Source organism: Aurantimonas endophytica (assembly GCF_014196845.1).
In the GTDB taxonomy this organism is placed as follows: Bacteria; Pseudomonadota; Alphaproteobacteria; order Rhizobiales; family Rhizobiaceae; genus Aurantimonas; species Aurantimonas endophytica.
This window is the reverse complement of sequence record NZ_JACIEM010000001.1, coordinates 367184-387455: the sequence shown is the minus strand read 5'-3', so window position 1 is coordinate 387455 and position 20272 is coordinate 367184. Positions and strand designations below refer to the sequence as shown.

19 protein-coding genes and 1 tRNA gene are annotated in these 20272 nt (G+C 66.0%); 10 read left to right on the top strand and 10 right to left on the bottom strand.

All coding sequences use genetic code 11. The annotated features are described in order from the left end of the window. The first annotated feature begins 166 nt into the window (after positions 1–166). The 9 genes from GGR03_RS01865 (at position 167) to GGR03_RS01825 (ending at position 8989) form a co-directional block, all read left to right on the top strand. Positions 167–694 carry an arsenate reductase (azurin) small subunit gene (locus GGR03_RS01865; protein ID WP_183205813.1) on the top strand — a complete coding sequence of 176 codons (528 nt, stop codon included), beginning with the start codon at positions 167–169 and terminating at the stop codon, positions 692–694. Between the two features lie 12 nt (positions 695–706). Continuing rightward, positions 707–3253, top strand: coding sequence for an arsenate reductase (azurin) large subunit (locus GGR03_RS01860; RefSeq protein ID WP_183205811.1), 2547 nt, complete (start codon positions 707–709; stop codon positions 3251–3253). A 62-nt stretch (positions 3254–3315) separates the two neighbouring features. Further along, positions 3316–4596, top strand: a complete 1281-nt coding sequence (locus GGR03_RS01855) for a molybdopterin molybdotransferase MoeA (protein ID WP_183205809.1) — start codon at positions 3316–3318, stop codon at positions 4594–4596. A gap of 265 nt (positions 4597–4861) precedes the next feature. After that, entirely contained in the window at positions 4862–5827 is a 966-nt protein-coding gene (gene phnD, locus GGR03_RS01850) for a phosphate/phosphite/phosphonate ABC transporter substrate-binding protein (RefSeq protein WP_183205808.1), read from the top strand. Positions 5828–5957: 130 nt separating this feature from the next. Next, positions 5958–6797 (top strand): phosphonate ABC transporter ATP-binding protein, encoded by an 840-nt coding sequence (gene phnC, locus GGR03_RS01845; protein ID WP_183205806.1) that lies wholly within the window; start codon positions 5958–5960, stop codon positions 6795–6797. Next, positions 6794–7609, top strand: a complete 816-nt coding sequence (gene phnE / locus GGR03_RS01840; protein ID WP_183205804.1) for a phosphonate ABC transporter, permease protein PhnE — start codon at positions 6794–6796, stop codon at positions 7607–7609. Before phnC ends, phnE (GGR03_RS01840) begins: the two co-directional genes overlap by 4 nt. After that, positions 7609–8424 (top strand): phosphonate ABC transporter, permease protein PhnE, encoded by an 816-nt coding sequence (gene phnE / locus GGR03_RS01835; RefSeq protein ID WP_183205802.1) that lies wholly within the window; start codon positions 7609–7611, stop codon positions 8422–8424. The genes phnE (GGR03_RS01840) and phnE (GGR03_RS01835) overlap by 1 nt, the downstream gene beginning before the upstream one ends. Before the next feature lie 257 nt (positions 8425–8681). Next, a complete protein-coding gene (locus GGR03_RS01830) occupies positions 8682–8858 on the top strand; it encodes a hypothetical protein (RefSeq protein ID WP_183205800.1) in 177 nt (58 codons plus the stop codon). A 57-nt stretch (positions 8859–8915) separates the two neighbouring features. Further along, positions 8916–8989: transfer RNA gene (locus tag GGR03_RS01825), tRNA-Cys, on the top strand. Positions 8990–9164: 175 nt separating this feature from the next. Here the strand turns inward: GGR03_RS01825 and GGR03_RS01820 are convergent. From GGR03_RS01820 to GGR03_RS01775, 10 genes are all read right to left on the bottom strand, one after another. Continuing rightward, positions 9165–9344, bottom strand: a complete 180-nt coding sequence (locus GGR03_RS01820; protein WP_183205798.1) for a hypothetical protein — start codon at positions 9342–9344, stop codon at positions 9165–9167. A 243-nt stretch (positions 9345–9587) separates the two neighbouring features. Next, a complete protein-coding gene (locus GGR03_RS01815; protein WP_183205796.1) occupies positions 9588–11231 on the bottom strand; it encodes an MFS transporter in 1644 nt (547 codons plus the stop codon). Then, entirely contained in the window at positions 11228–11680 is a 453-nt protein-coding gene (locus tag GGR03_RS01810) for a DoxX family protein (protein ID WP_425486694.1), read from the bottom strand. Before GGR03_RS01810 ends, GGR03_RS01815 begins: the two co-directional genes overlap by 4 nt. 1 nt (position 11681) lies before the next feature. Further along, positions 11682–13634, bottom strand: coding sequence for an amidohydrolase (locus tag GGR03_RS01805; protein WP_183205792.1), 1953 nt, complete (start codon positions 13632–13634; stop codon positions 11682–11684). 10 nt (positions 13635–13644) lie between these two features. Beyond that, complete coding sequence (locus tag GGR03_RS01800) at positions 13645–13917, bottom strand: DUF1427 family protein (protein ID WP_183205790.1); 273 nt, start codon at positions 13915–13917, stop codon at positions 13645–13647. 97 nt (positions 13918–14014) lie between these two features. Then, entirely contained in the window at positions 14015–14944 is a 930-nt protein-coding gene (locus GGR03_RS01795) for an alpha/beta fold hydrolase (protein WP_183205788.1), read from the bottom strand. A 68-nt stretch (positions 14945–15012) separates the two neighbouring features. Then, positions 15013–15666, bottom strand: coding sequence for a hydrolase (locus tag GGR03_RS01790; RefSeq protein ID WP_183205786.1), 654 nt, complete (start codon positions 15664–15666; stop codon positions 15013–15015). A 262-nt stretch (positions 15667–15928) separates the two neighbouring features. Continuing rightward, positions 15929–16540, bottom strand: coding sequence for a response regulator transcription factor (locus tag GGR03_RS01785; protein ID WP_183205784.1), 612 nt, complete (start codon positions 16538–16540; stop codon positions 15929–15931). After that, complete coding sequence (locus GGR03_RS01780) at positions 16533–18122, bottom strand: MASE4 domain-containing protein (protein WP_183205782.1); 1590 nt, start codon at positions 18120–18122, stop codon at positions 16533–16535. Before GGR03_RS01780 ends, GGR03_RS01785 begins: the two co-directional genes overlap by 8 nt. A 271-nt stretch (positions 18123–18393) precedes the next feature. Continuing rightward, positions 18394–19437 carry a helix-turn-helix domain-containing protein gene (locus tag GGR03_RS01775; RefSeq protein ID WP_252920120.1) on the bottom strand — a complete coding sequence of 348 codons (1044 nt, stop codon included), beginning with the start codon at positions 19435–19437 and terminating at the stop codon, positions 18394–18396. 122 nt (positions 19438–19559) lie between these two features. On the opposite strand from GGR03_RS01775, the gene GGR03_RS01770 reads away from it, so the two are divergent. Continuing rightward, a complete protein-coding gene (locus GGR03_RS01770; protein WP_183205780.1) occupies positions 19560–20171 on the top strand; it encodes a TetR-like C-terminal domain-containing protein in 612 nt (203 codons plus the stop codon). Positions 20172–20272: the final 101 nt, after the last annotated feature.

The following is a 20272-nucleotide window of genomic DNA, read 5'->3' as shown; positions in this document are numbered from 1 at the left end:
GCCGCGCGCGCTGCGATGTTCGGGATCGCGGACGGACGGCAGTGCAGCATGTCCGGAAATCCGCACACGGGCCGACCCGTCCGGTGTTCCGGCCCCGGTCCTTAGGGGTGTTCTAAACTGGCACGCGTCCTGCAACGGCCCTTCCTGATTTCAGAGGGAGGTTTCAATGCAGAGATGCGACAAGAAGGTCGATATCGGCCGCCGCCAGTTCCTGCGCGGTAGCGCCGTTGCCGCGGCAGGCGCCGCCGCGACCGCCGCAATGCCGGCGCAGGCCCAGACTGCCGTGCCGGCCCAGCTCGCGCGAGTGTCCTACCCGTCGAACCGCCTCGGCAATGTCAGCGAGCTGACGGAAAACGACCCGCTCTACGTCGCCTATCCGGACGACGACGCGCCGGGCGTGCTCCTGAAGCTCGGCAAGGCGGTGCCCGGCGGCGCCGGCCCGGACAGCGACATCGTCGGCTTCACCACGAGCTGCCCGCATCAGGGCTTCCCACTCTCCTACACCGCCGATTCCCGGACCTTCAATTGCCCCGGCCACTACTCGGTCTTCGATGCCGAACAGGGCGGCATGCAGGTCTGGGGACAGGCGACGCAGAACCTGCCGCAATACGTGCTGCGCGTCGACGACAAGGGCGACATCTACGCCGAGGGCGTCGATGAGCTGCTCTACGGTCGTCTGTCGAACGTTCTCTAAAGGGAGGGTCACATGGCTTACAAAAGACAGATCGATCGCCTGCCGATCATCCCCGCCGAGGCCAAGGTGCAGACCGTCGTCTGCCACTATTGCATCGTCGGTTGCGGCTACAAGGCCTATAGCTGGGACATCAACCGGCAGGGCGGCGTCGCCGCCGCGGACAACGCTTTTGGCGAGGACCTCTCGGTTCAGCAGCCACCGCAGACGGCCGCCTGGTATTCGCCGTCGATGTACAATGTCGTCAAGCAGGACGGCCGCGACGTGCATCTGGTGGTCAAGCCCGACCATGAGTGCGTCGTCAATTCCGGCCTCGGCTCGCCGCGCGGCACGCGCATCGCCGAGATGAGCTACAGCCGGGCCCGCCAGACGCAGATGCAGCGCCTCACCGACCCGCTGGTCTGGCGCTACGGCCAGTTGCAGCCGACGAGCTGGGACGACGCGCTCGACCTCGTCGCCCGCGTCACCGCGCGGATCGTCAAGGACCGCGGCGAGGACGCCCTCGTCGTCTCGGCCGCCGACCATGGCGGCGCCGGCGGCGGCTACGAGTTCACCTGGGGCACCGGCAAGCTCTATTTCGAGGCGATGAAGGTGCGCAACATCCGCATCCACAACCGCCCGGCCTACAATTCCGAGGTCCATGCCACCCGCGACATGGGCGTCGGCGAGCTCAACAACTGCTACGAGGACGCCGAACTCGCCGACACGATCTTCGTCGTCGGGGCGAACCCGCTCGAGGCGCAGACCAACTACTTCCTCAACCACTGGATCCCCAACCTGCGCGGCAGCACCGCCAGCCTCAAGGACAGCGAGACCCCCGGCGAGGAACACCCCGCCGCGCGCATCGTCTTCGTCGACCCGCGGCGCACCGTCAGCGTCAATGCCTGCGAGGTCGAGGCCGGGGCCGACAACGTCCTGCATCTTCCGGTGAAGGCCGGCACCGACATGGTGCTGCTGAACGCGATGTTCACCTACATCGCCGACCAGGGCTGGGTGGACCAGGAATTCATCGACGCCCACACCGCCGTGGCGGGCACCGAGGCCGGCGCCGACCAGTCCCAGATGCTGCCGCGCAAGCCCTCCACCAAGGGCCAGCCGGCGCCGCTGACGACCTTCGCCGACGCGGTGGAGCGCAACCGCACCAGTCTCGAGCAGGCGGCGGAAATCACCGGCCTTTCGGTCGACGACATCCGCAAGGCGGCCGAATGGATCGCGCAGCCGAAGGGCGACAATGCGCGCCGGCGGACGATGTTCGCGTACGAGAAGGGCCTGATCTGGGGCAACGACAACTATCGCACCAATGGCGCGCTGGTGAACCTCGCGCTGGCGACCGGCAATGTCGGCCGGCCCGGCGGCGGCGTCGTGCGCCTCGGCGGCCACCAGGAGGGCTATGTGCGTCCGAGCGACGGCTTCATCGGGCGCCCGGCACCTTACGTCGACCAGCTCCTGATCAATGGCGAAGGCGCTGTCCACCACATCTGGGGCTGCGACAACTACAAGACGACGCTCAACGCCATGCAGTTCAAGCGCACCTACAAGGAGCGCAGCGACAAGGTGAAGGACGCGATCAACTCGGTTCCCTATGGCGACCGCGAGGCGCTGGTGAACGCCATCGTCGCGGCCATCGACGATGGCGGCCTGTTCGTGGTCGATGTCGACATCGTCCCGACCAGCATCGGCGAGGCGGCACACGTCATCCTGCCCGCAGCGACCGCCGGCGAGATCAACCTGACGTCGATGAACGGCGAGCGCCGCATGCGCATCACCGAGCGCTACATGGACCCTCCCGGCCAGGCGATGGGCGATGCGATCATCGCCGCGCGGCTCGCCAACAACATGGAGCGTGTGCTGCGCGAGATGGGCGACGCGGCCTATGCCGACAAGTTCCAGGGCTTCGACTGGCAGACCGAGGAAGACGTCTTCGAGGATGGCTACCGCAAGAACGCCGCCGGCGGCGAGCACGTCACCTACGACCGGCTGCGCGCCATGGGCACCAACGGCTTCCAGGAGCCGGCCACGGGCTTCGAGGACGGCAAGATCGTCGGCACCAAGCGGCTCTATGCTGACGGCAAGTTCGGGACGGACGATGGCCGGGCGCTGTTCCTCGTCGCCGAATGGAGCGGGCTCCAGGCCGAGGGCAAGGAAGCCGAGCGCGAGCGCTTCCCGTTCCTGATCAACAATGGCCGGGCCAATCTGGTGTGGCAGTCGGCCTATCTCGACAAGGAAAACGAGATGGTCATGGACCGCTGGCCCTATCCGTTCATCGACATGCATCCCGACGACATGGCGAAGCTGTCGGTCGCCGAGGGCGACCTGGTCGAGGTCTGGAACGATGTCGGCTCGACCCAGGCGATGGTCTACCCGACGCCCTCGGCACGCCCTGGCGAGACCTTCATGCTTTTCGGCTATCCGAGCGGCGTGCAGGGCAACGTCGTCAATGCCGGCGTCAACGAGCTGATCATCCCGAACTACAAGAATACCTGGGCAAACATCCGCAAGCTGGCGGACAAGCCGGCCTCGGTCGGCCACCTCACCTTCAAGTCGAAGGAATACCGGGTCTGACGAAGCAAGGGCGGCGCGAGCCGCCCTTGCTCCACGGCAACAGGGCAATCGGGATGGCGAGCATGGCACGAAGCGAGGACCCGGGCGCCGACATCTGTTCGGATGCGAGGCGCCTGCTGACACCGGCGGAAGCCGCGGCCCGGGTGCTGGCGACGCTGGTGCCGATCGCCGGCGTCGAAACGGTTCCTCTGGGCCAGGCGCGCGGCCGCATCCTGCGCGGCGCGATCGCGGCGCCGCGCAGCCTGCCGCCCTTCGACCATTCCGCGGTCGACGGCTATGCCCTCGCCTTCCGTTCCGCACCCGATGAGGATGCCAGCTACAGGCTGGTCGGCCGCGTTGCCGCCGGCCGGCCGTTGAGCGGCGAAGTCCGTCCTGGCGATGCCGTGCGGATATTCACCGGGGCCGCCGTTCCGTTCGGATGCGACGCGGTGGTGATGCAGGAGCATGCGGACGTCGTTGACGGTGTCGTCATGCCCCGCCGAAGCTACCGGGCCGGCGACAACATCCGGCTTGCAGGCGAGGACGTCCCGGCCGGTGCCGACCTGCTGCCCGGCGGCACGGTCATCGATCCGCGGCATCTGGCGCTGCTCGCAGCGTCCGGCCTTTCGCGTGTCTCGGTCGGACGGCGGCTGCGGGTCGCCGTCCTCTCCACCGGCACCGAGTTGCGGGCGCCGGGAGAAACCCTTTCCGAAGGCGCGATCTACGATTCCAACCGCGTCATGCTGCTGGCGCTGTTCGATCATCCGGCGATCGAGACGATCGACGCCGGGATCGTCCCCGACGACGCCGCGGGGATCGCCGCAGCAATCCGGGACGCGGCAGCAAGGGCCGATCTGGTCATCACCTCGGGCGGCGTCTCGGTCGGCGAGGAGGACCTCGTCCGCGGATCGGTGGAAGCGGCCGGTGGCTTCCTCACCCCCCTCAAGATCGGCATGAAGCCCGGAAAGCCCCTCGCCTTCGGCCGGATCGGCCATGCTGCCATTCTTGGCCTGCCTGGCAATCCGCTGGCGGCGCTGGTCGGCGCCATGATCATCGGCCGGCAGGTCTTGGCGGTGCTCGCCGGCATGCCCGCGCCAGTCTTGCGTACGTTGCCCGCGACCGCAGGTTTCGAACGTCGCGTTACGCCGGGTCGTATCGAATTCGCCCCCGCTTGCGTCACGGGGCGCGAGCGCGACGGCACGCTTGTCGTCGAGACGCTGGGGCGGGGCGGCTCGGCCCGACTGATGCCGCTCACCGCCGCCGACGGGTTCTGCATCATCCCGGCGGACATCGAGCAGGTGTCGCCGGGCGACCGCTTGAGCTTCCTGCCGATGGATCGCCTCGGCCTCTACGGCAGCGTCTGAGCGCAGGCCGTCGCGCCGCGCCGCCGAAGCGTCCGGGCAATCGGCAACGCCGGCGTCTCAGCGTCCGCTGCCATTCCGGTCGCATCCCCACGGGGGGCAGTAAGCTACGGTCGCCTTCCCAATAACGTCAGATCCGTCAGCGGCCCGGACATTCATTGTTCTGTCATCCGGTTGTTGCGTCGCTGTCATTCGCGCGGGCTATCCGCCCTCAGGGGTCAATAAAACGCCGCAGCCCCTCGGCTCTCCTCGACAGGGAACGCGACCCATGAACCTCAGGAAGCTCTCCGCTCACGCCTTCGCCACGGCTGGCGCCCTTGCCCTGCTGCTCGGGACCGCGCAGGCGCAGTTCGCCCTCGACAGCCGCTTCACCGACAGCGACGGCGACCTCCTCGCCGACATCCCGACCGAGGCGAGCGAACTCGTCGATCCCGACACGCTGGTCTTCGCCTACACGCCGGTCGAGGACCCCGCCGTCTACGCCGGCGTCTGGGAGGGCTTCCTCGAGCACCTTTCCGAAGTCACCGGCAAGGAGGTGCAGTTCTTCCCCGTCCAGTCGAACGCCGCGCAGCTCGAAGCGATGCGCGCCGGCCGCCTGCACATTTCCGGCTTCAACACCGGTGCCAACCCGATCGCCGTCGCCTGTGCCGGCTTCCGTCCCTTCGCCATGATGGCGGCCAAGGACGGTTCCTTCGGCTACGAGATGGAGATCATCGTCCCCGGCGATTCCGAGGCCACCGAAGTCGAGGATCTGCGCGGCGGCCAGATCGCCTTCACGCAGGAAACCTCGAATTCCGGCTTCAAGGCGCCATCGGCGATCCTGGCCAGCGAGTTCGACATGGCCGCAGGCGAGGACTTCGAGCCGGTCTTCTCCGGCTCGCACGACACTTCGATTCTCGGCGTCGCCAACAACGACTATCCCGCCGCGGCGATCGCCAACTCGGTGAAGACCCGCATGGTCGAGCGCGGCGCTGTCGAGGCGGACGCGACCAAGGTCGTCTACACCTCGCAGACCTTCCCGACCACCGGCTACGGCACCGTCTACAACCTGACGCCGGAGCTTCAGGAGAAGATCCGCGAAGCGTTCATGTCCTTCCCCTGGGAAGGCTCGAAGCTGGCGGAGGAATTCGGCAAGTCCGGCGAGGAGCAGTTCATCGAGATCAGCTTCAAGGACGACTGGTCGGTGATCCGCCAGATCGACGAGGCCAACGGCGTCTCCTACTCCTGCCAGTAAGGTCTGTTCGCACGTCGAACCGACCGGACCATCCTGAGACGGCGTGGACCCATCGTCCGCGCCGTCCTTTGCCGCCGGTCGGACGATCCGGTGGCCCCCAAGCCCGCCGTTTGCGGAAAGGCGAAACGACATGCTGACGATCGAGGCCCTCGAGAAGCGCTACAAGACCGGCGATCTCGCCCTGCGCGGCGTGTCCTTCTCGGTCGCGCCCGGCGACGTCGTCGGGCTGATCGGCCCGTCCGGCGCCGGCAAGTCGTCGCTCATCCGCTGCATCAACCGGCTGGTCGAGCCAACCGCCGGCAGCGTGCGCCTCAACGATCTCGACGTCACGCGGCTCGGCCGCGGCGAGTTGCGCAAGGTGCGCCGCCGGATCGGCATGATCTTCCAGGAATTCGCGCTGGTCGAGCGGCTGACGGTGATGGAGAACGTCCTCTCCGGCCGCCTCGGCTACGTGCCCTTCTGGCGCTCCTTCACGCGGCGCTACCCGCAGGCCGACGTCGACACCGCCTTCGCGCTACTCGACCGGGTCGGCCTAGCCGATCATGTCGACAAGCGCGCCGATGCGCTCTCGGGCGGCCAGCGCCAGCGCGTCGGCATCGCACGGGCGCTGGCGCAAAACCCGGAGCTGCTGCTCGTCGACGAGCCGACGGCCTCGCTCGACCCGAAGACCTCGCGGCAGATCATGCGGCTGATCGTCGAGATCTGCCGGGAGCGCACGCTGCCGGCGATCGTCAACATCCACGATGTCATGCTGGCCCGCATGTTCGTCGGGCGGATCATCGGCCTGCGCGCCGGCGAGGTCGTTTTCGACGGACCGCCCGAGGCGCTCGACGACGCGGCGCTGACCCGGATCTACGGCGAGGAAGACTGGACGCAGATGCGCGCTGCTGCCGACGAGGATGCCGAGGACTCGGCCGCTGCCGCAGCCTTCGCCCAGTCGCATGAAGAGCGCCTGGAGAGCCTGGCGTGACGGCGGCAGCTTCCGGTCCCGGCCGCCGGACCTGGCGGCGGCCACCGGTCCTCATCCCCGACCGCCGCTGGCGGATCGCCATCTATGGCGGCGCGCTGGTCTATCTCGTTGCGGCGCTTGCCACCGTCGACGTCGACTGGATGCGGGTGACGGAGGGTATGGACCGCGCCGGCCGGTTCATCCAGGGCTTCCTCGTCCCGGATTTCACCACCCGCGCCGGGGACATCTGGAAGGGCTTCGAGGAAAGCCTGACCATGACCGTCTGCGCCACGATCGTCGGCATCCTGCTGTCGGTCCCCGTCGGCATCGGCGCCGCCCGCAACATCGCGCCGATGCCGGTCTATGCGGTCTGCCGCGCGATCATCGCCGTCTCGCGCGCCTTCCAGGAAATCGTCATCGCGATCCTGTTCGTCGCGATGTTCGGCTTCGGGCCGTTCGCCGGCTTCCTGACCTTGTCCTTTGCCACGATCGGCTTCCTCGCCAAGCTCCTGGCCGAGGACATCGAGGACATCGACGAGGCCCAGGCCGAGGCGATCCGCGCCACCGGCGCATCCTGGTGGCAACTGGTGAATTACGGCATCCAGCCGCAGGTGATGCCGCGGCTGATCGGCCTGTCGCTCTACCGCTTCGACATCAACTTCCGCGAGTCGGCGGTGATTGGCATCGTCGGTGCCGGCGGCATCGGCGCGACGCTCAACACCTCGATGCAGCGCTACGACTACGACACCGCCGGCGCGATCCTCATCCTGATCATCCTCTTCGTCATGCTCGCCGAATACGGCTCGAGCTATATCCGCAAACGGGTGCAGTGATGCCGGTCTCGCACGGACTCGACGGGCGGATCTGGCGCCGCCGCACGCGGCGGTCCGACTGGGTGCGCTACGCCGCCTGGGTGGCGCTGGCGATCCTCTTCGCCTTCTCCTGGGAAGTGATGAACCGCGGCACGCTCTGGGTCTTCGTCGAGGACGCGCCGCGGCAGGCGGCCGATCTCGCCGCTCGTTCCTGGCCGCCGCGCTGGGAATACCTGCCGCGGCTCTGGCAGCCGCTCTGGGACACGATCAACATGGCGACGCTCGGCACGCTGATCGGCACGATCATCGCCGTCCCCGTGGCGTTCATGGCCGCACGCAACACGACACCCAGCGCTATGGTGCTGCGGCCAGCGGCGCTGTTCATCATCGTCGCCTCGCGCTCGATCAACTCGCTGATCTGGGCACTGCTGCTGGTCACCATCGTCGGGCCGGGTCTTCTGGCCGGCATCATCGCCATTGCGCTGCGCTCGATCGGCTTCATCGGCAAGCTGCTCTACGAGGCGATCGAGGAGATCGACCCGGGACAGGTCGAGGCGGTGAAGGCCACGGGAGCGAGCCAGGCGCAGGTCATCGACTATGCGATCGTGCCGCAGGTCCTGCCCGCCTTCGCCGGCATCACCGTGTTCCGCTGGGACATCAACATCCGCGAGAGCGCCATTCTCGGCCTCGTCGGAGCCGGCGGTCTGGGCCTGAACCTGCAAGCCTCGCTCAACATGCTGGCCTGGAGCCAGGTGACCGTGATCTTCGCGCTGATCCTGATCACCGTGCTGGTCAGCGAGTGGGTATCGGCCAAAGTTCGCCACGCGATTATCTGAACGCTTAGCGGACGGGAGCGTCGGCTAAGCGAGATGTCTCCTTTCAGGCGGGCTTGAATGCACGCCCTACGGCTGACATGGGCGCAATACACGGCTCGGGGAGAGCCCCTTCGTCCGGGCAAACCGCGCCATATCTATCTGCGCAGAGAACTTTCGCGCGATCGTCGCTGGTGCGGGCCGGAACTCGGACGCTCCCTTGATGCTTCCTGTCTCTTCAGGCGAGGCATCTGCTTCGTCATGATATCGGGAGATGTCAAATGAGCGACAAGAAGGTCGAATCCCCTGGCGGTTGGGACGCCAAAATCAATGCCGGGACCGAAGCGAAGGACGCGGCTGGCAAAGCGATGGGGTACGAGGACCAGGAAACGCAAATGCGAGAGGACCATCTCGAGCACGAGAAGGGCAAGAAGCCGGACGCTCGTTCCCCGCGGTAATTCGGGCGATCCGGGCCTTGCGGGCCGCCGCCCGAACCAGTAGGAACGCGCCACTGGGGCCTCGTGGCGGAGTGGTTACGCAGAGGACTGCAAATCCTTGCACGGGGGTTCGATTCCCTCCGAGGCCTCCATCTTCTAAATCAAATACTTACGCCAGATTGCGACTGCCGCCGAGGGGTGGCCGTTCTGCTTGTGGGGACACGCTCGGGACACTTCGCGTCCGATACGACGAAACAGCGTCCTCCCGGAGCCACTTTAATACCGGTCACATTTGATTCCTTTCGCGCGGTGGTCAATTACGCCTACTCACGCGGCCCGCCGCGCCGCGAAGCGACCATCGGTGAGCGATGTCACGTGACCGTAGCGCGCCAGCGCAGTCAGCGCCTGCTGGACCCCTGGCTCAATGCGACTGCCGCCGCGTTTGAAGGCGCGGGCAATCTCTGCAGCGTTCATCGGCTGGCCGCTCGCGGAAAGATCCGCGTCCACCTCAGTGGCTGCTCGGTGCGTTCGCTCGGGAAGACCCTCGGCCGAGTATGGGGTTCGTAAAACACGGCATCGTGCGAGTACGATTCGCGTCTAGCAGCGAGGCGCCGCTCCGAAGACCTTTCGCCGAAGACGCGGGCAGGATTGCCCTGCATGATAAAATCAAATCCATGGCGATACCCGGTAAAATTATGGCTCGATGGCGAAACGAGCTCTGTCCGGACTGCCCAATCATTTTCACTCAGTCTAATCCTTGAACCTGGCGATGTCCGAACTTGGAAAGTTGGACGAAGCCGGAGTGGCGGCGAGGTAGTGCCGCACGGTCGGCTCTGGATCACCTTTTTTAAACCTCCGAACCTCGGCATGGAGGTCGATGTCAGCCAGCGAGGTCCGACGGTGCTGGCGCAGATGTTCCGCCCAGGACTCGGTCATGAACCATTCCAGGAACACGCTGGGATCGGCGGCATCCTCGGTGATGCCCCAGTTGAATGCTCCGTCCCGCAACCGCGTCTTGGCGAGTTTCGAGATCGCGGCGAGGAACGGTTCACGATCGGTCGGATCGATCCGGTATTCGATCTGGATGAGGACGGGTCCCCGGTCCCCGACAACCGGGGCCGCGACGATGGGTTCGGGCCAATGATTGGATGGTGCCAGGTCATCGTCGCCCGAGGGCAGCGGGATGCTGCGGGCGAACATGGCGGCCGCGACGAGCGCGCCTGCCGAGATCAGCAGCGTCGACTTGATGCCAACCTCCTGCGCGACAAGGCCCCAGAGGATACTGCCGCCGGCCATCGCGCCGTTGAACACCATGAGGTAGACGGCCAGTCCCCGCCCCCGCACCCAGTTCGGCAGGACCGCCTGGGCCGTCGCGTTCAGTGTGGTGAGGGCAGCGATCCAGGCACCGCCCATCACGAGAAGGATGACGACGGCCGACCACCGCGGCGGCGACAGCGCGAGAGTGGCCGATGCGGCCGCGATCACGAGCGCTGCGCCGAGCATCACCCCGTCGGCGCCCCAACGGGCCCGGATTCGCGGCAGCACCGTTGCGCCCAGGATCGCTCCCGCTCCGATGGAGCCGAGCAGAAGCCCGTAAAATGACGCGCCACCAGATAGAAGCTGACGCGCGATCAGCGGCAGAAGCGCCCAGATGGCACTGGCGAAGGCGAAGAAGAACAGGGCGCGCCAGAGCACGACATGCAGTTCCCGGCTATGGCGGGCATAACGATAGCCAGCACGCATGGCGCCGCCGAAACTCTCGGCCAGGCCGTCGTCCACGCCGGGCGCGCGCTTCCACCAGACAAGGGCGGCGATGACGAGCGCGTAACTCACCACGTCGACACCATAGGTGACCGCGGCCCCGACGGTGGCGATGAGGAGCCCGCCGACCGCAGGTCCGATAGCGCGGGCGATGTTGATGCCCAGCGAGTTCAGGGCCACCGCACCTTTCAGTTCCGACCGAGGAACCAGTTCGGGCACGATGGACTGCCAGGTCGGGCCCATCAGTGCCGCCCCGATTCCGCCGACGAACGTGAGCGAGAGGAGTGCCGGAACCGACATCAACCCGGTCAGCGCGAGGATGCACAGCGTGAGGCTGACGCAGCCGAGCATGAGCTGGATCGCGATGAGAAAGCGCCGCCGGTCGAGGATGTCGGAGAGGACACCGGCGGGTATCGAGAGCAGGAAGATCGGCAGCGTCCCGGCCGCCTGGATCGCCGCGACGGCGGCTGGGGAAGCCGAAAGATCGGTGACGAGCCAGCCGCTCGCCACGTCTCGCATGAAGGTTCCGGTGTTGCCCATCACGGTCGCCGCCCAAAGGACCGCGAAGACGGTATGGCGCAGCGGCGCGAAGGTGCTAGGGGACGACGGAGACGCGGCGGGAACGGTCGTCACCTTGGTGCCTCCGGGCGTTCCAGGTCGAACCACGCGACCAGCAGTAGCGCGCCGATCAGTCCGATGTGCTCGAAGAAGGCGTTGGTGGCGGCAAAACGATCGGGCGACGCCATCTCCCAGAAGCGGTTCGCGAGCAGGGTCGCAACGAGCGTGAAAGCCGCCAGCGCCAACGCACCGAACCAGCGGTAGATCCCGGCCAGCACCATCATCGACCCGACGAGTTCCAGCGCGATCGTGCACGCTGCGAAAAGGGGCGCCGGCTCCAGCCCGAAATGTTGCATTTCGGCCAAGGCGCCGGGCCAGTCGAACGCCTTCTGCAAGCCCCCTTGAAGATAGGCGGAGCAGAGCCCGAGCAACGCCAGCCAACGGACGACCGGACGGGACAGGAGGTAATGCACGGCCCGCCCTGCACCATCGGCCGCGCGCGTCAGGGTGAACGGCGCGGCCACGTCAGACCGCCCAGCAGGCGCAGCCGAGTGCGCCCCAGAAGCTTCGATTGTCCGCGACCGGGACGGATGCTCCCCAAGCAGCCGCGTGGGCGTGTCCATGCAGGGAGCAGAGGCTCGCGCATCCGCAACCTGTCGCCATCTGGGCGTATTTCGTCCCGAGCGAGGCACGGCGCTGCTGGTAGCCCCCGAAGGTTGCCACAGGCGACCAGTCGGGCATCGGGGGCGGCAGGTCGGGAGCCAGGTCGGCGAACTCGTCGGCACCATGAACGGGGCGCCCGCCAAGAATGGTCAGGACGGACGCAACGTCCTGGATGCGCTCCTCGGGGACTGAGAAGTAGTCGTCGCTCAGCACCGCAAGATCGGCCAACTGCCCGGCGGCGATCTGGCCCTTCTTCCCGACTTCCCCCGAGAACCAGGTGTTCTCGTGTGTCCACAGGCGAAGAGCCGTCTCGCGGTCGAGGCGGTTGGCGGACGGGTAGAGCGTCAGCCCCCCCAACGTCCTGCCGGTTACAAGCCAGGCCAGAGATACCCACGGGTTGTAAGAAGCGACGCGGGTCGCGTCGGTGCCCGCACCCACACGAACCCCCATCTCGAGCATGCGGGCGACGGGCGGCGAGTGTTCTGCGGCCTGCTCTCCGTAGCGCTCGACGAAATATTCCCCCTGGAAAGCCATGCGGTGCTGGACGGCGATGCCGCCGCCGAGCTTTGCCACACGCTCGATGTTTCGGTCGCTGATGGTTTCCGCGTGGTCGAAGAACCAGTTGAGGCCCTCGAACGGCACGTCGCGGGCGACGTTCTCGTAGACGTCCAGCGCACGGGAGATCGTCTCGTCGTAGGTCGCGTGGAGACGCCAGGGCCAGCGGTTCTCGGCCAGAAGCCGGATGACCGGCTCGAGGTCAGCCTCCATGCTGGGCGGCATGTCCGGCCGCTCGACGCGGAAGTCCTCGAAGTCCGCGGCGGAATACACCAGCATCTCGCCGGCGCCATTCGCCCGGTAGAAATCGTCTCCCTGACCCGGCACGACCTGTTTGGACCACTGAGCGAAATCCGCCAGTTCGTCCTTCGGCTTCTGCGTGAACAGGTTGTAGGCGATGCGCACCGTGAGGAGGTTCTCTCGGTGCAGTTCGTCGATGATGGCGTAGTCGTCCGGATAGTTCTGGAAGCCGCCCCCGGCGTCGATCACGCCGGTGACCCCGAGACGGTTCACCTCGCGCATGAAGTGCTGCGTTGAATTCTTCTGATACTCCTTCGGCAGCCTGGGTCCCTGCGCCAGCGTCGAGTACAGGATGGTCGCGTTGGGCTGGGCCAGCAGGAGGCCGGTGGGGTTGCCGGCGCCGTCGCGGACGATCTCGCCTCCCGGAGGATTGGGCGTATCACGGGTGTAGCCGACGACCCGCAGGGCCGCGCCGTTCAGGAGGGCCCGGTCATAAAGGTGCAGGATGAAGACCGGCGTGTCCGGCGCCACCGCGTTGATCTCGTCGAGTGTCGGCAGCCGTTTCTCTGCGAACTGGTGCTCGGTGAAACCACCGACGACGCGAACCCATTGCGGCGGCGGTGTGCTGGCGACCTGGCGTTTCAGCATCTCCATCGCCTGGGCGAGCGAGCGGACGCCGTCCCAACGCAGTTCCATGTTGTAGTTCAGCCCGCCCCGGATGATGTGCATGTGGCTGTCGATCAACCCGGGCACGACGCGGCGGCCGCCGAGGTCGACCGTCGGCGTTTGGGACCCGGCCAGCGCCATGACCTCGTCGTCCGCACCGACATGGAGGAACCGCCCCTCTCGTATCGCGATCGCGCTGGCTTGGGGATTCGAGCGGTCAAGTGTCGTGACCTTGCCGCCGCGAAGCACAAGATCCGCATACTGGTCCATGCCCTGCGCTCCTGCTGTTAGGGCAGTGAGGGGCCCTGCCGCCGCCGCGGCCATACCGATCATGACGTCGCGACGCGTGGTCATTTGAGCACCCTCATTCTGCGTTCGGGATTTGGGATTCCTGCTTGATGGCCGTGCCGGGAAGTTCGCCGAACACGTGGCCGCGGCAGCCAGCCTGATCGACCGCTTGGCGAAATCCGCATCCGACGATCATCTGCCGCGCGACCGGCACGATCTGCTCGCCGAGTAGGATGCCGAGCAGTCCGATCAGCGCCACCACCGGCGGCGCGGGAGACCGTACGGCGAGGAGGCTGTAGACGACGCCGACGAGGACTCCTGCGCCCAGCGATGCGAGGTACAGCTTCATGTCCGGGGTCCCGTGGCTTCGACGTCGTCTTTGTGAAATCGCCGTGGCCGCTCCGCCGACACCGCCGCGGAACGCCGTGGAACGCCTCTGTGAGGACTTAGCCCTTCACGAACGCCAACAGGTCCGGGTTGAGCACCTGAGCGTGAGTGGTGAGCATGCCGTGCGGATAGCCGGCGTAGACCTTGAGGGTGCCGTTCTTGAGAAGCTTGATTGACTTCAGGGCCGCATCCGCGATCGGAACGATCTGGTCGTCGTCACCGTGCATGACCAGCGTCGGGACATCGATCGCCCTGAGGTCCTCCGTCTGGTCGGTTTCGGAGAAGGCTTTGATGCCGTCATAATGGGCCTTGGCGCTGCCCATCATCCCCTGCCGCCACCAATTCTGCACCACGCCCTGGGAGACCTCGGCGCCCTCCCGGTTGAAGCCGTAGAAGGGGCCGGCGGCGACATCGAGGAAGATCTGAGCCCGGTTGTTCGCGGTTCCCTCCCGAAACCCGTTGAACACCTCGATGGGAAGCCCCTCGGGGTTCGCCTCGGTCTTCAGCATCAGCGGCGGCACCGCACTCAACAGCACCGCCTTGGCGACGCGGCCGCTCGGCTGTCCGTGCCTGGCGACATAACGTGCCACCTCCCCGCCTCCGGTCGAATGACCGATGTGGACGGCGTTCCGCAGGTCGAGATGCTCTGCGACCGCAAAGGCGTCCGCGGCATAGTGGTCCATGTCGTGGCCATCGCTGACCTGCGCGGAGCGTCCGTGACCGCGGCGATCGTGGGCGACGACGCGGTAGCCGTTGCTCAGAAAGAACAGCATCTGCGCATCCCAGTCGTCGCTCGAGAGCGGCCACCCGTGATGGAAGACGATCGGCTGGGCATCCTTTGGACCCCAGTCCTTGTAGAAGATTTCCACACCGTCCGAGGTGGTGACATAGGCCATGGTCATGGCTCCTTCTGCGGTCACTGTTTCTGTGGCTCCGGCCAGCCTCGGAAGGGCCAGGGAGGCGGCAAGCGCCGCCGCGCCGAGCTCCATGACCGTCCTGCGGGTGGGCAGGATCAGGCGGTCGTGCTCTCCTTCCCGGGTTGCCATGTCGGGCTCCCTCAGTGGCCTTCGGAGGCGCCGAACATCGTCTTGGCGTAGATGATGCCGAGGCCGTAGGAGCCGCCAAACTTCTTCGCGATGCCGGTGGTGAGGTCGTAGGTTTCCGATCTTGCCCAGTCGCGCTGGAGCTCCAGCAGATACTGGAGAGAGGTCATGGGGACGGCTCCGGCTTCGACCATGCGCGTCACGGCGCGTTCATGGGCCTCGCTGGAGACGTCACCGCAGGCGTCGGAGATGAAGTAGACCTCGAAGCCCTGATCGAGGGCGGAAAGCGCGGGGCCGACGATGCACACCCCGGTCCAAAGCCCGGCGAGAACAATCCGGCCACGCCCGATCTCGTTGACCCTGGCGATCACGGGAGCATCCTCCCATGTGTTCATCGACGTGCGATCGAGCATCGCCTGACCGGGATAGGCGTCGACGATTTCCGAGAACATCGGCCCGGAAAAGCTCTTTTCCGCGACCGTGGTGAGGATGGTCGGAACCTTGAACCCGGATGCGCCATGCGCGACCAGCGCGGCGTTGTTGCGCAGCAGAACCGCGTCGATCGACTTGGTCGCGAAAGCCATCTGCGACTGGAAGTCGATCATGATCAGCGTATGGTTGGTCGGGTCCAGAAGCGTCTTGCTCGGGGTCGCGGTCGCGGTCGCCATCTTCCCTCCTTGCGCCCTTGCGGCAGCTCGCGTGGACGTGGCCCAGCAGCCGCGCCAGGGCGGATTGGTTTGATCGAACATGCTTGCCTGCGGACGGCTCGTGCTCGTCCAACCGGCTTCAACGTCGCGCTTGCGGTCCCGTCGAATGCCAAGACTTTAGCGGCCGCTTCCGGTCCGCCGCTATTGTTCGTTCGGATCGCCGAATTGTACCTTCCGGTAACCCGGCCGGTCGTTCCGCGGTTGGACGTTGTCTCCGCGCGGATCAGAGATCGGCGGCGCGATCCGCCAGCCGCACAAGATCCGCAAAGCTACGAGCTTGCAGCTTCTGCATGACCTGCGCTCGATGAACCTTGACCGTCACCTCGCTGAGCCCGAGCTGATGGGCGACCTGCTTGTTCATCAGTCCCGTCGCCAGGAGTTCCATGACTTCCCGCTCCCGGGGGCTGAGGGTGCCAAGGCGTTCCCGGAATGCCGCCGAGGCCTGCTCCTGGTCGCGGCGTTCCCTCGACCGCTCGAGACCGGCATTGACGGCATCAAGGATGTCCTGTTCCCGAAACGGCTTGGTCAGGAATTCCATCGCGCCGGCTTTCATGGCTGCGACGGACATCGGCACGTCACCATGTCCCGTGATGAAGATGATCGGCACGTCCGGCGCGCTGCGCACCAGTTCCCGCTGAAGCTCCAGTCCGCTCCGCCCCTTCAGCCGGACGTCAAGGATCAGGCAGGCGGCCGAGGCGTCGACGGGAGCCCGCGAGAACGCCTCCACAGACTCGAAGCTACGGACGCTGTAACCCACCGAGGTCAGCAGGCTTTCCAGCGAAGAACGGATACCGGCATCGTCGTCGACCACGTAGATCGTCGCGTCGTCAGTCATCGGCCTGTCTCCCGGAGACCGCGGTGGCGGAGTTGGGGGCGGGAAGCGTCAGATGGAAGATGGCCCCCCGGGGCTGGTTCGACGAGAGCCATAGTCTTCCACCATGGGCCTCGGCGACGCTTCGGCAGAACATCAGCCCCATGCCCATGCCGTCCGTCTTGGTGGAGAAAAACGGCTCGAACACCCTGTCTGAGAGGGCGGCCGGAACGCCCGGGCCGTTGTCGGCGAAAGCGATCTCAACCTCGCCCGGCTCGCGGCGTCGCACGGATATCGTCAGGCACCTGTCGGCCTCGCGCGCGCCGTTGCTCCCATCGGCGGCGTTCTCGATGAGGTTGATGCAGACCTGAAGGATTTGCAGGGCGTTGCAGTTCACCTCGATGCCCTCCGCCGGATAGACACGCCTGATGTCGATCGGGCGGACGGACTCCGACTGGCAGTGCGAAACCGCGTCGTCGATCACGCGCCGCACGTCGACCGCGGCTCGTTCCTGCACTCCTTTCAGGAACATCGTCCGGATGCCGGAGACGACCTTGCCGGCCCGATGCCCGTCCTCGACGATACGCGACAAGGCCGCCGCCGCCTGCGCCATGTCCGGGTTCTCGCGCTTCAGCCATCGAAGCCCCGCATCCGCGTTCGTCACGATGCTGGATAGAGGCTGGTTTATCTCGTGGGCGATCGAGGCCGAAAGCGCTTCCATCGCAGTCATCCGATTGCGCCGGGAGCGCAGATCGAGAGCCGCCGCTTCCGCCAGGCGAACGTAGTTCCCGGCGGTCTCTGCCAGCAGCACCACGAGGATGATCGCCGCCGCGACCAGGCCGATGATCCGCCCGGACCACCAGCCGACGCTCAGTCGGACGCCCTCCGCCCAATAGGACAGCAGGAGAATCTCCCCCAGCAACGAGAACAGGACCACCGCCATCCAGATATCGAGTGCCGAGTGCCGACGGCGAAGCAGCAGGAGGATGCCCAGGACATAGAGAGCGATCGTCGTCGGCGGCACGTAATCCCATCCCCCGGCGGGAACCCGTTCGTCGGCCATCAGGGATGGCAGTCCGTCGGCTTTGTGCAACGCGATCCAGAGGCTGGCCGCGAGGCAGGCGGTCACGGCCGCGAGGCTCCAGGCCATCCAACGGCGTGGAGAGGCGGCCTTCCGCTCGGGATTGCCGACAGCGAAACCCAGAACGGCCAGGGCGAATCCGATACGCCGGATCGCCGCGATCCATGCCGTAGCCTGAAGGTTCTCGTTGGAGCCAACCACGTCGAAGATGCCGGGAAAGGTAAGGGCCCACGGCGGCAGGAGGGCTCCGGAAAGGAGGTATCCGAAGCTGAGGAAAAGCAAGCCTATCGAACGCTGCACGCGGAAGGTCGCGAGCAGGAGTATCGCCGTCGTGATCTCGATCACGCAGACGGCTCCCGCATAGGCAGACAGAAAGCCTTCCGTGCCGGATGTCGGATGACTTGCCAGCGGCGCGGTGGCGCCAAGCACGACGATCAGCACGACGACGATCGCGAACATCAGGGTCAACTGCCCGTGGGTGGGCAGGGACGTCGATACCAGGCGTTGCTCGGATCGCAGCGACATCACTCGCCTCATACTGTCGTCACGCAAAGCAGCGGCACGCAACGCAAGAAGACCGAGTTCTAACCGCCTTTCCGCCAGCCATGCTCGCGAAATTCCGTGCTGTCTAGTGAACTGGCCACCGCAGGCATTGATCCGGAACGGTGCCCCCGTGATCAGCTGCGATATGCGACCTCGAAGAGGTTGACGCGGGGATGCTGGCCCGCCTGGCTGTCGCAATTGACGCGCGGACCTGATCGGCCATCTGCGGACCGCACGGCGCCGCCACCAGAAGTCATTGCCGCGCGAAGGAAGGTACCGGGCCGCGGGCCGCCCGGCGATAGTCGGTCGGGCTCATGCGTCGATGCTTGCCGAACACCCGGGCGAGGACCTGGTTCGATGAATATCCCACCTCCTGCGCGATCTCCGTGACCGGAAGGTCCGTCGTCTCCAGGAGTTCGCAGGCCTTCTCCAGTCTCAGTTGTGTCAGATAAAGCCTTGGCGGCACGCCGACACTCTGCTTGAACATGCGCGCGAAATGGAATGGAGACAGTCGCGCCTCGGCGGCCAGCTCGTCGAGGCTGATGTCTTCCGAAAGTCGCGCCCGCATGAGCTCCATGCAGCGCCTCTCTGCCCACGGGGCAAGGCCGCCGCTGACTGGCCGGAACGCCGCTCCGCCCAACCGCGAGAGTTCGGCCAGAATCTCGCAGCCTGCGGCCCGCGCCAGCAGACGCGAGGGCGCTCCCTCGTCCTCACAGATAGCCCACAGGTTGCGGAACGCCGAGCGGATCGTCGACGAGACGAACACACGGCCGTAGATGCAGGAGGTTTCGAACGAGAACCGGCCGTCGGCCGCCTCGTCGAGCACGTCCTGCCAGTGCGCCAGAGGAAACGCCAGGCTGCGAAGCAGATGGCTTTCTTCGTTGATCACCGTCGTCGCGAAATTCGGCGCAGCGACGGCGAGGGCGCCTTTTCCGGTGGCCACATCGAAGCGCCCTCCCCCCAGGTCTCCCCTGACACGCCGGCACCCAAGCATGTCCTCCATCAGGACGATGTCCGGCAGGGCCGGGCGGGACATGTCTCCGGCTGGGCGCTGGACCTTGAGAAGGTCGAGAATTCCGCCTGCGGATTTCAGCGAGCGCAAGTAGGGCGCATGTCGGCCGTTGCTGTGCCACTGGGTAAAAGAGGGATAGGCCGGCACCGTCATCCTGTGTCTCCTACGCTTCTCGTGTAGCCCCCTAATCCGTGCCGGTCGCACGCTTCGATCGCCGCAGATCGCTCGGCGCGCGCTCGATTGGATAAAGCAGGCATTTGCATCCAGGTTGCGCGCGAAGGGCACCGAGGCGACCCTCGTCTCCCGCCAGCCGCTACCATCCAAAAATACCGGTGGAGCGACGTTCCAGTCCCTTTCAAGGTGACGGTCGAAACGGTACCGTCTCGACCATAATGGAGGGCATCTGGATGGAACGCAAGAGTATCGACCGTGAAAAAAAGCGGAAGCCGAGTGGGGCGGCGGTCATCCGGCCCGAGCTGACGACGGCCCTGTTCAGGGCGTTGTTCGAAGAGTGGGCACAGTCGGGCTACGCGGCGCTGAGCCTGGAGCGCGTGGCGGCACGGGCGGGCGCCGGCAAGGCGGCCATCTACCGCCGATGGCCGTCAAAACGGGAGTTTGTCCGCGACGCGGTACAAAGCGTCGGAATCAACCTGTCTGACTTTAGTGACCACGGCTCGCTAGGTGCCGATATCAGCGCTTATCTTCGTGCGACGCGGGTGGCGTTCCGGCATCCGTTGATCCGCAAGATTATTCCGGATGTCGTTGCCGAGCGCATGAGGACACCCGAAGTGTCGGAGATGCTGGACAGCCTGACCGCCGCACGTCGGGAGTTTGGAAAACAGATGCTCGATCGCGCCGTTGCCCGCGATGAGCTGCGACCTGCGCTCGACAGGGAGCTTGCGCTCGATCTCCTGATATCTTCTCTCTACATGCGGATGATCGTGCATTCGAAGAACCCGACGATGGCTGAGATCGACAGGCAGGCAATTGCGATCGAAGCCGCAATCAAGGCCTGCTGACGGGCTTCCTTCTGCCGATCGGATATCCGCCATCGAAGCGCAGATCGGCATCCTCGCAGCATGGATCGCCGCGCGGCGCCTGCAGCTCCATCACTATCAAG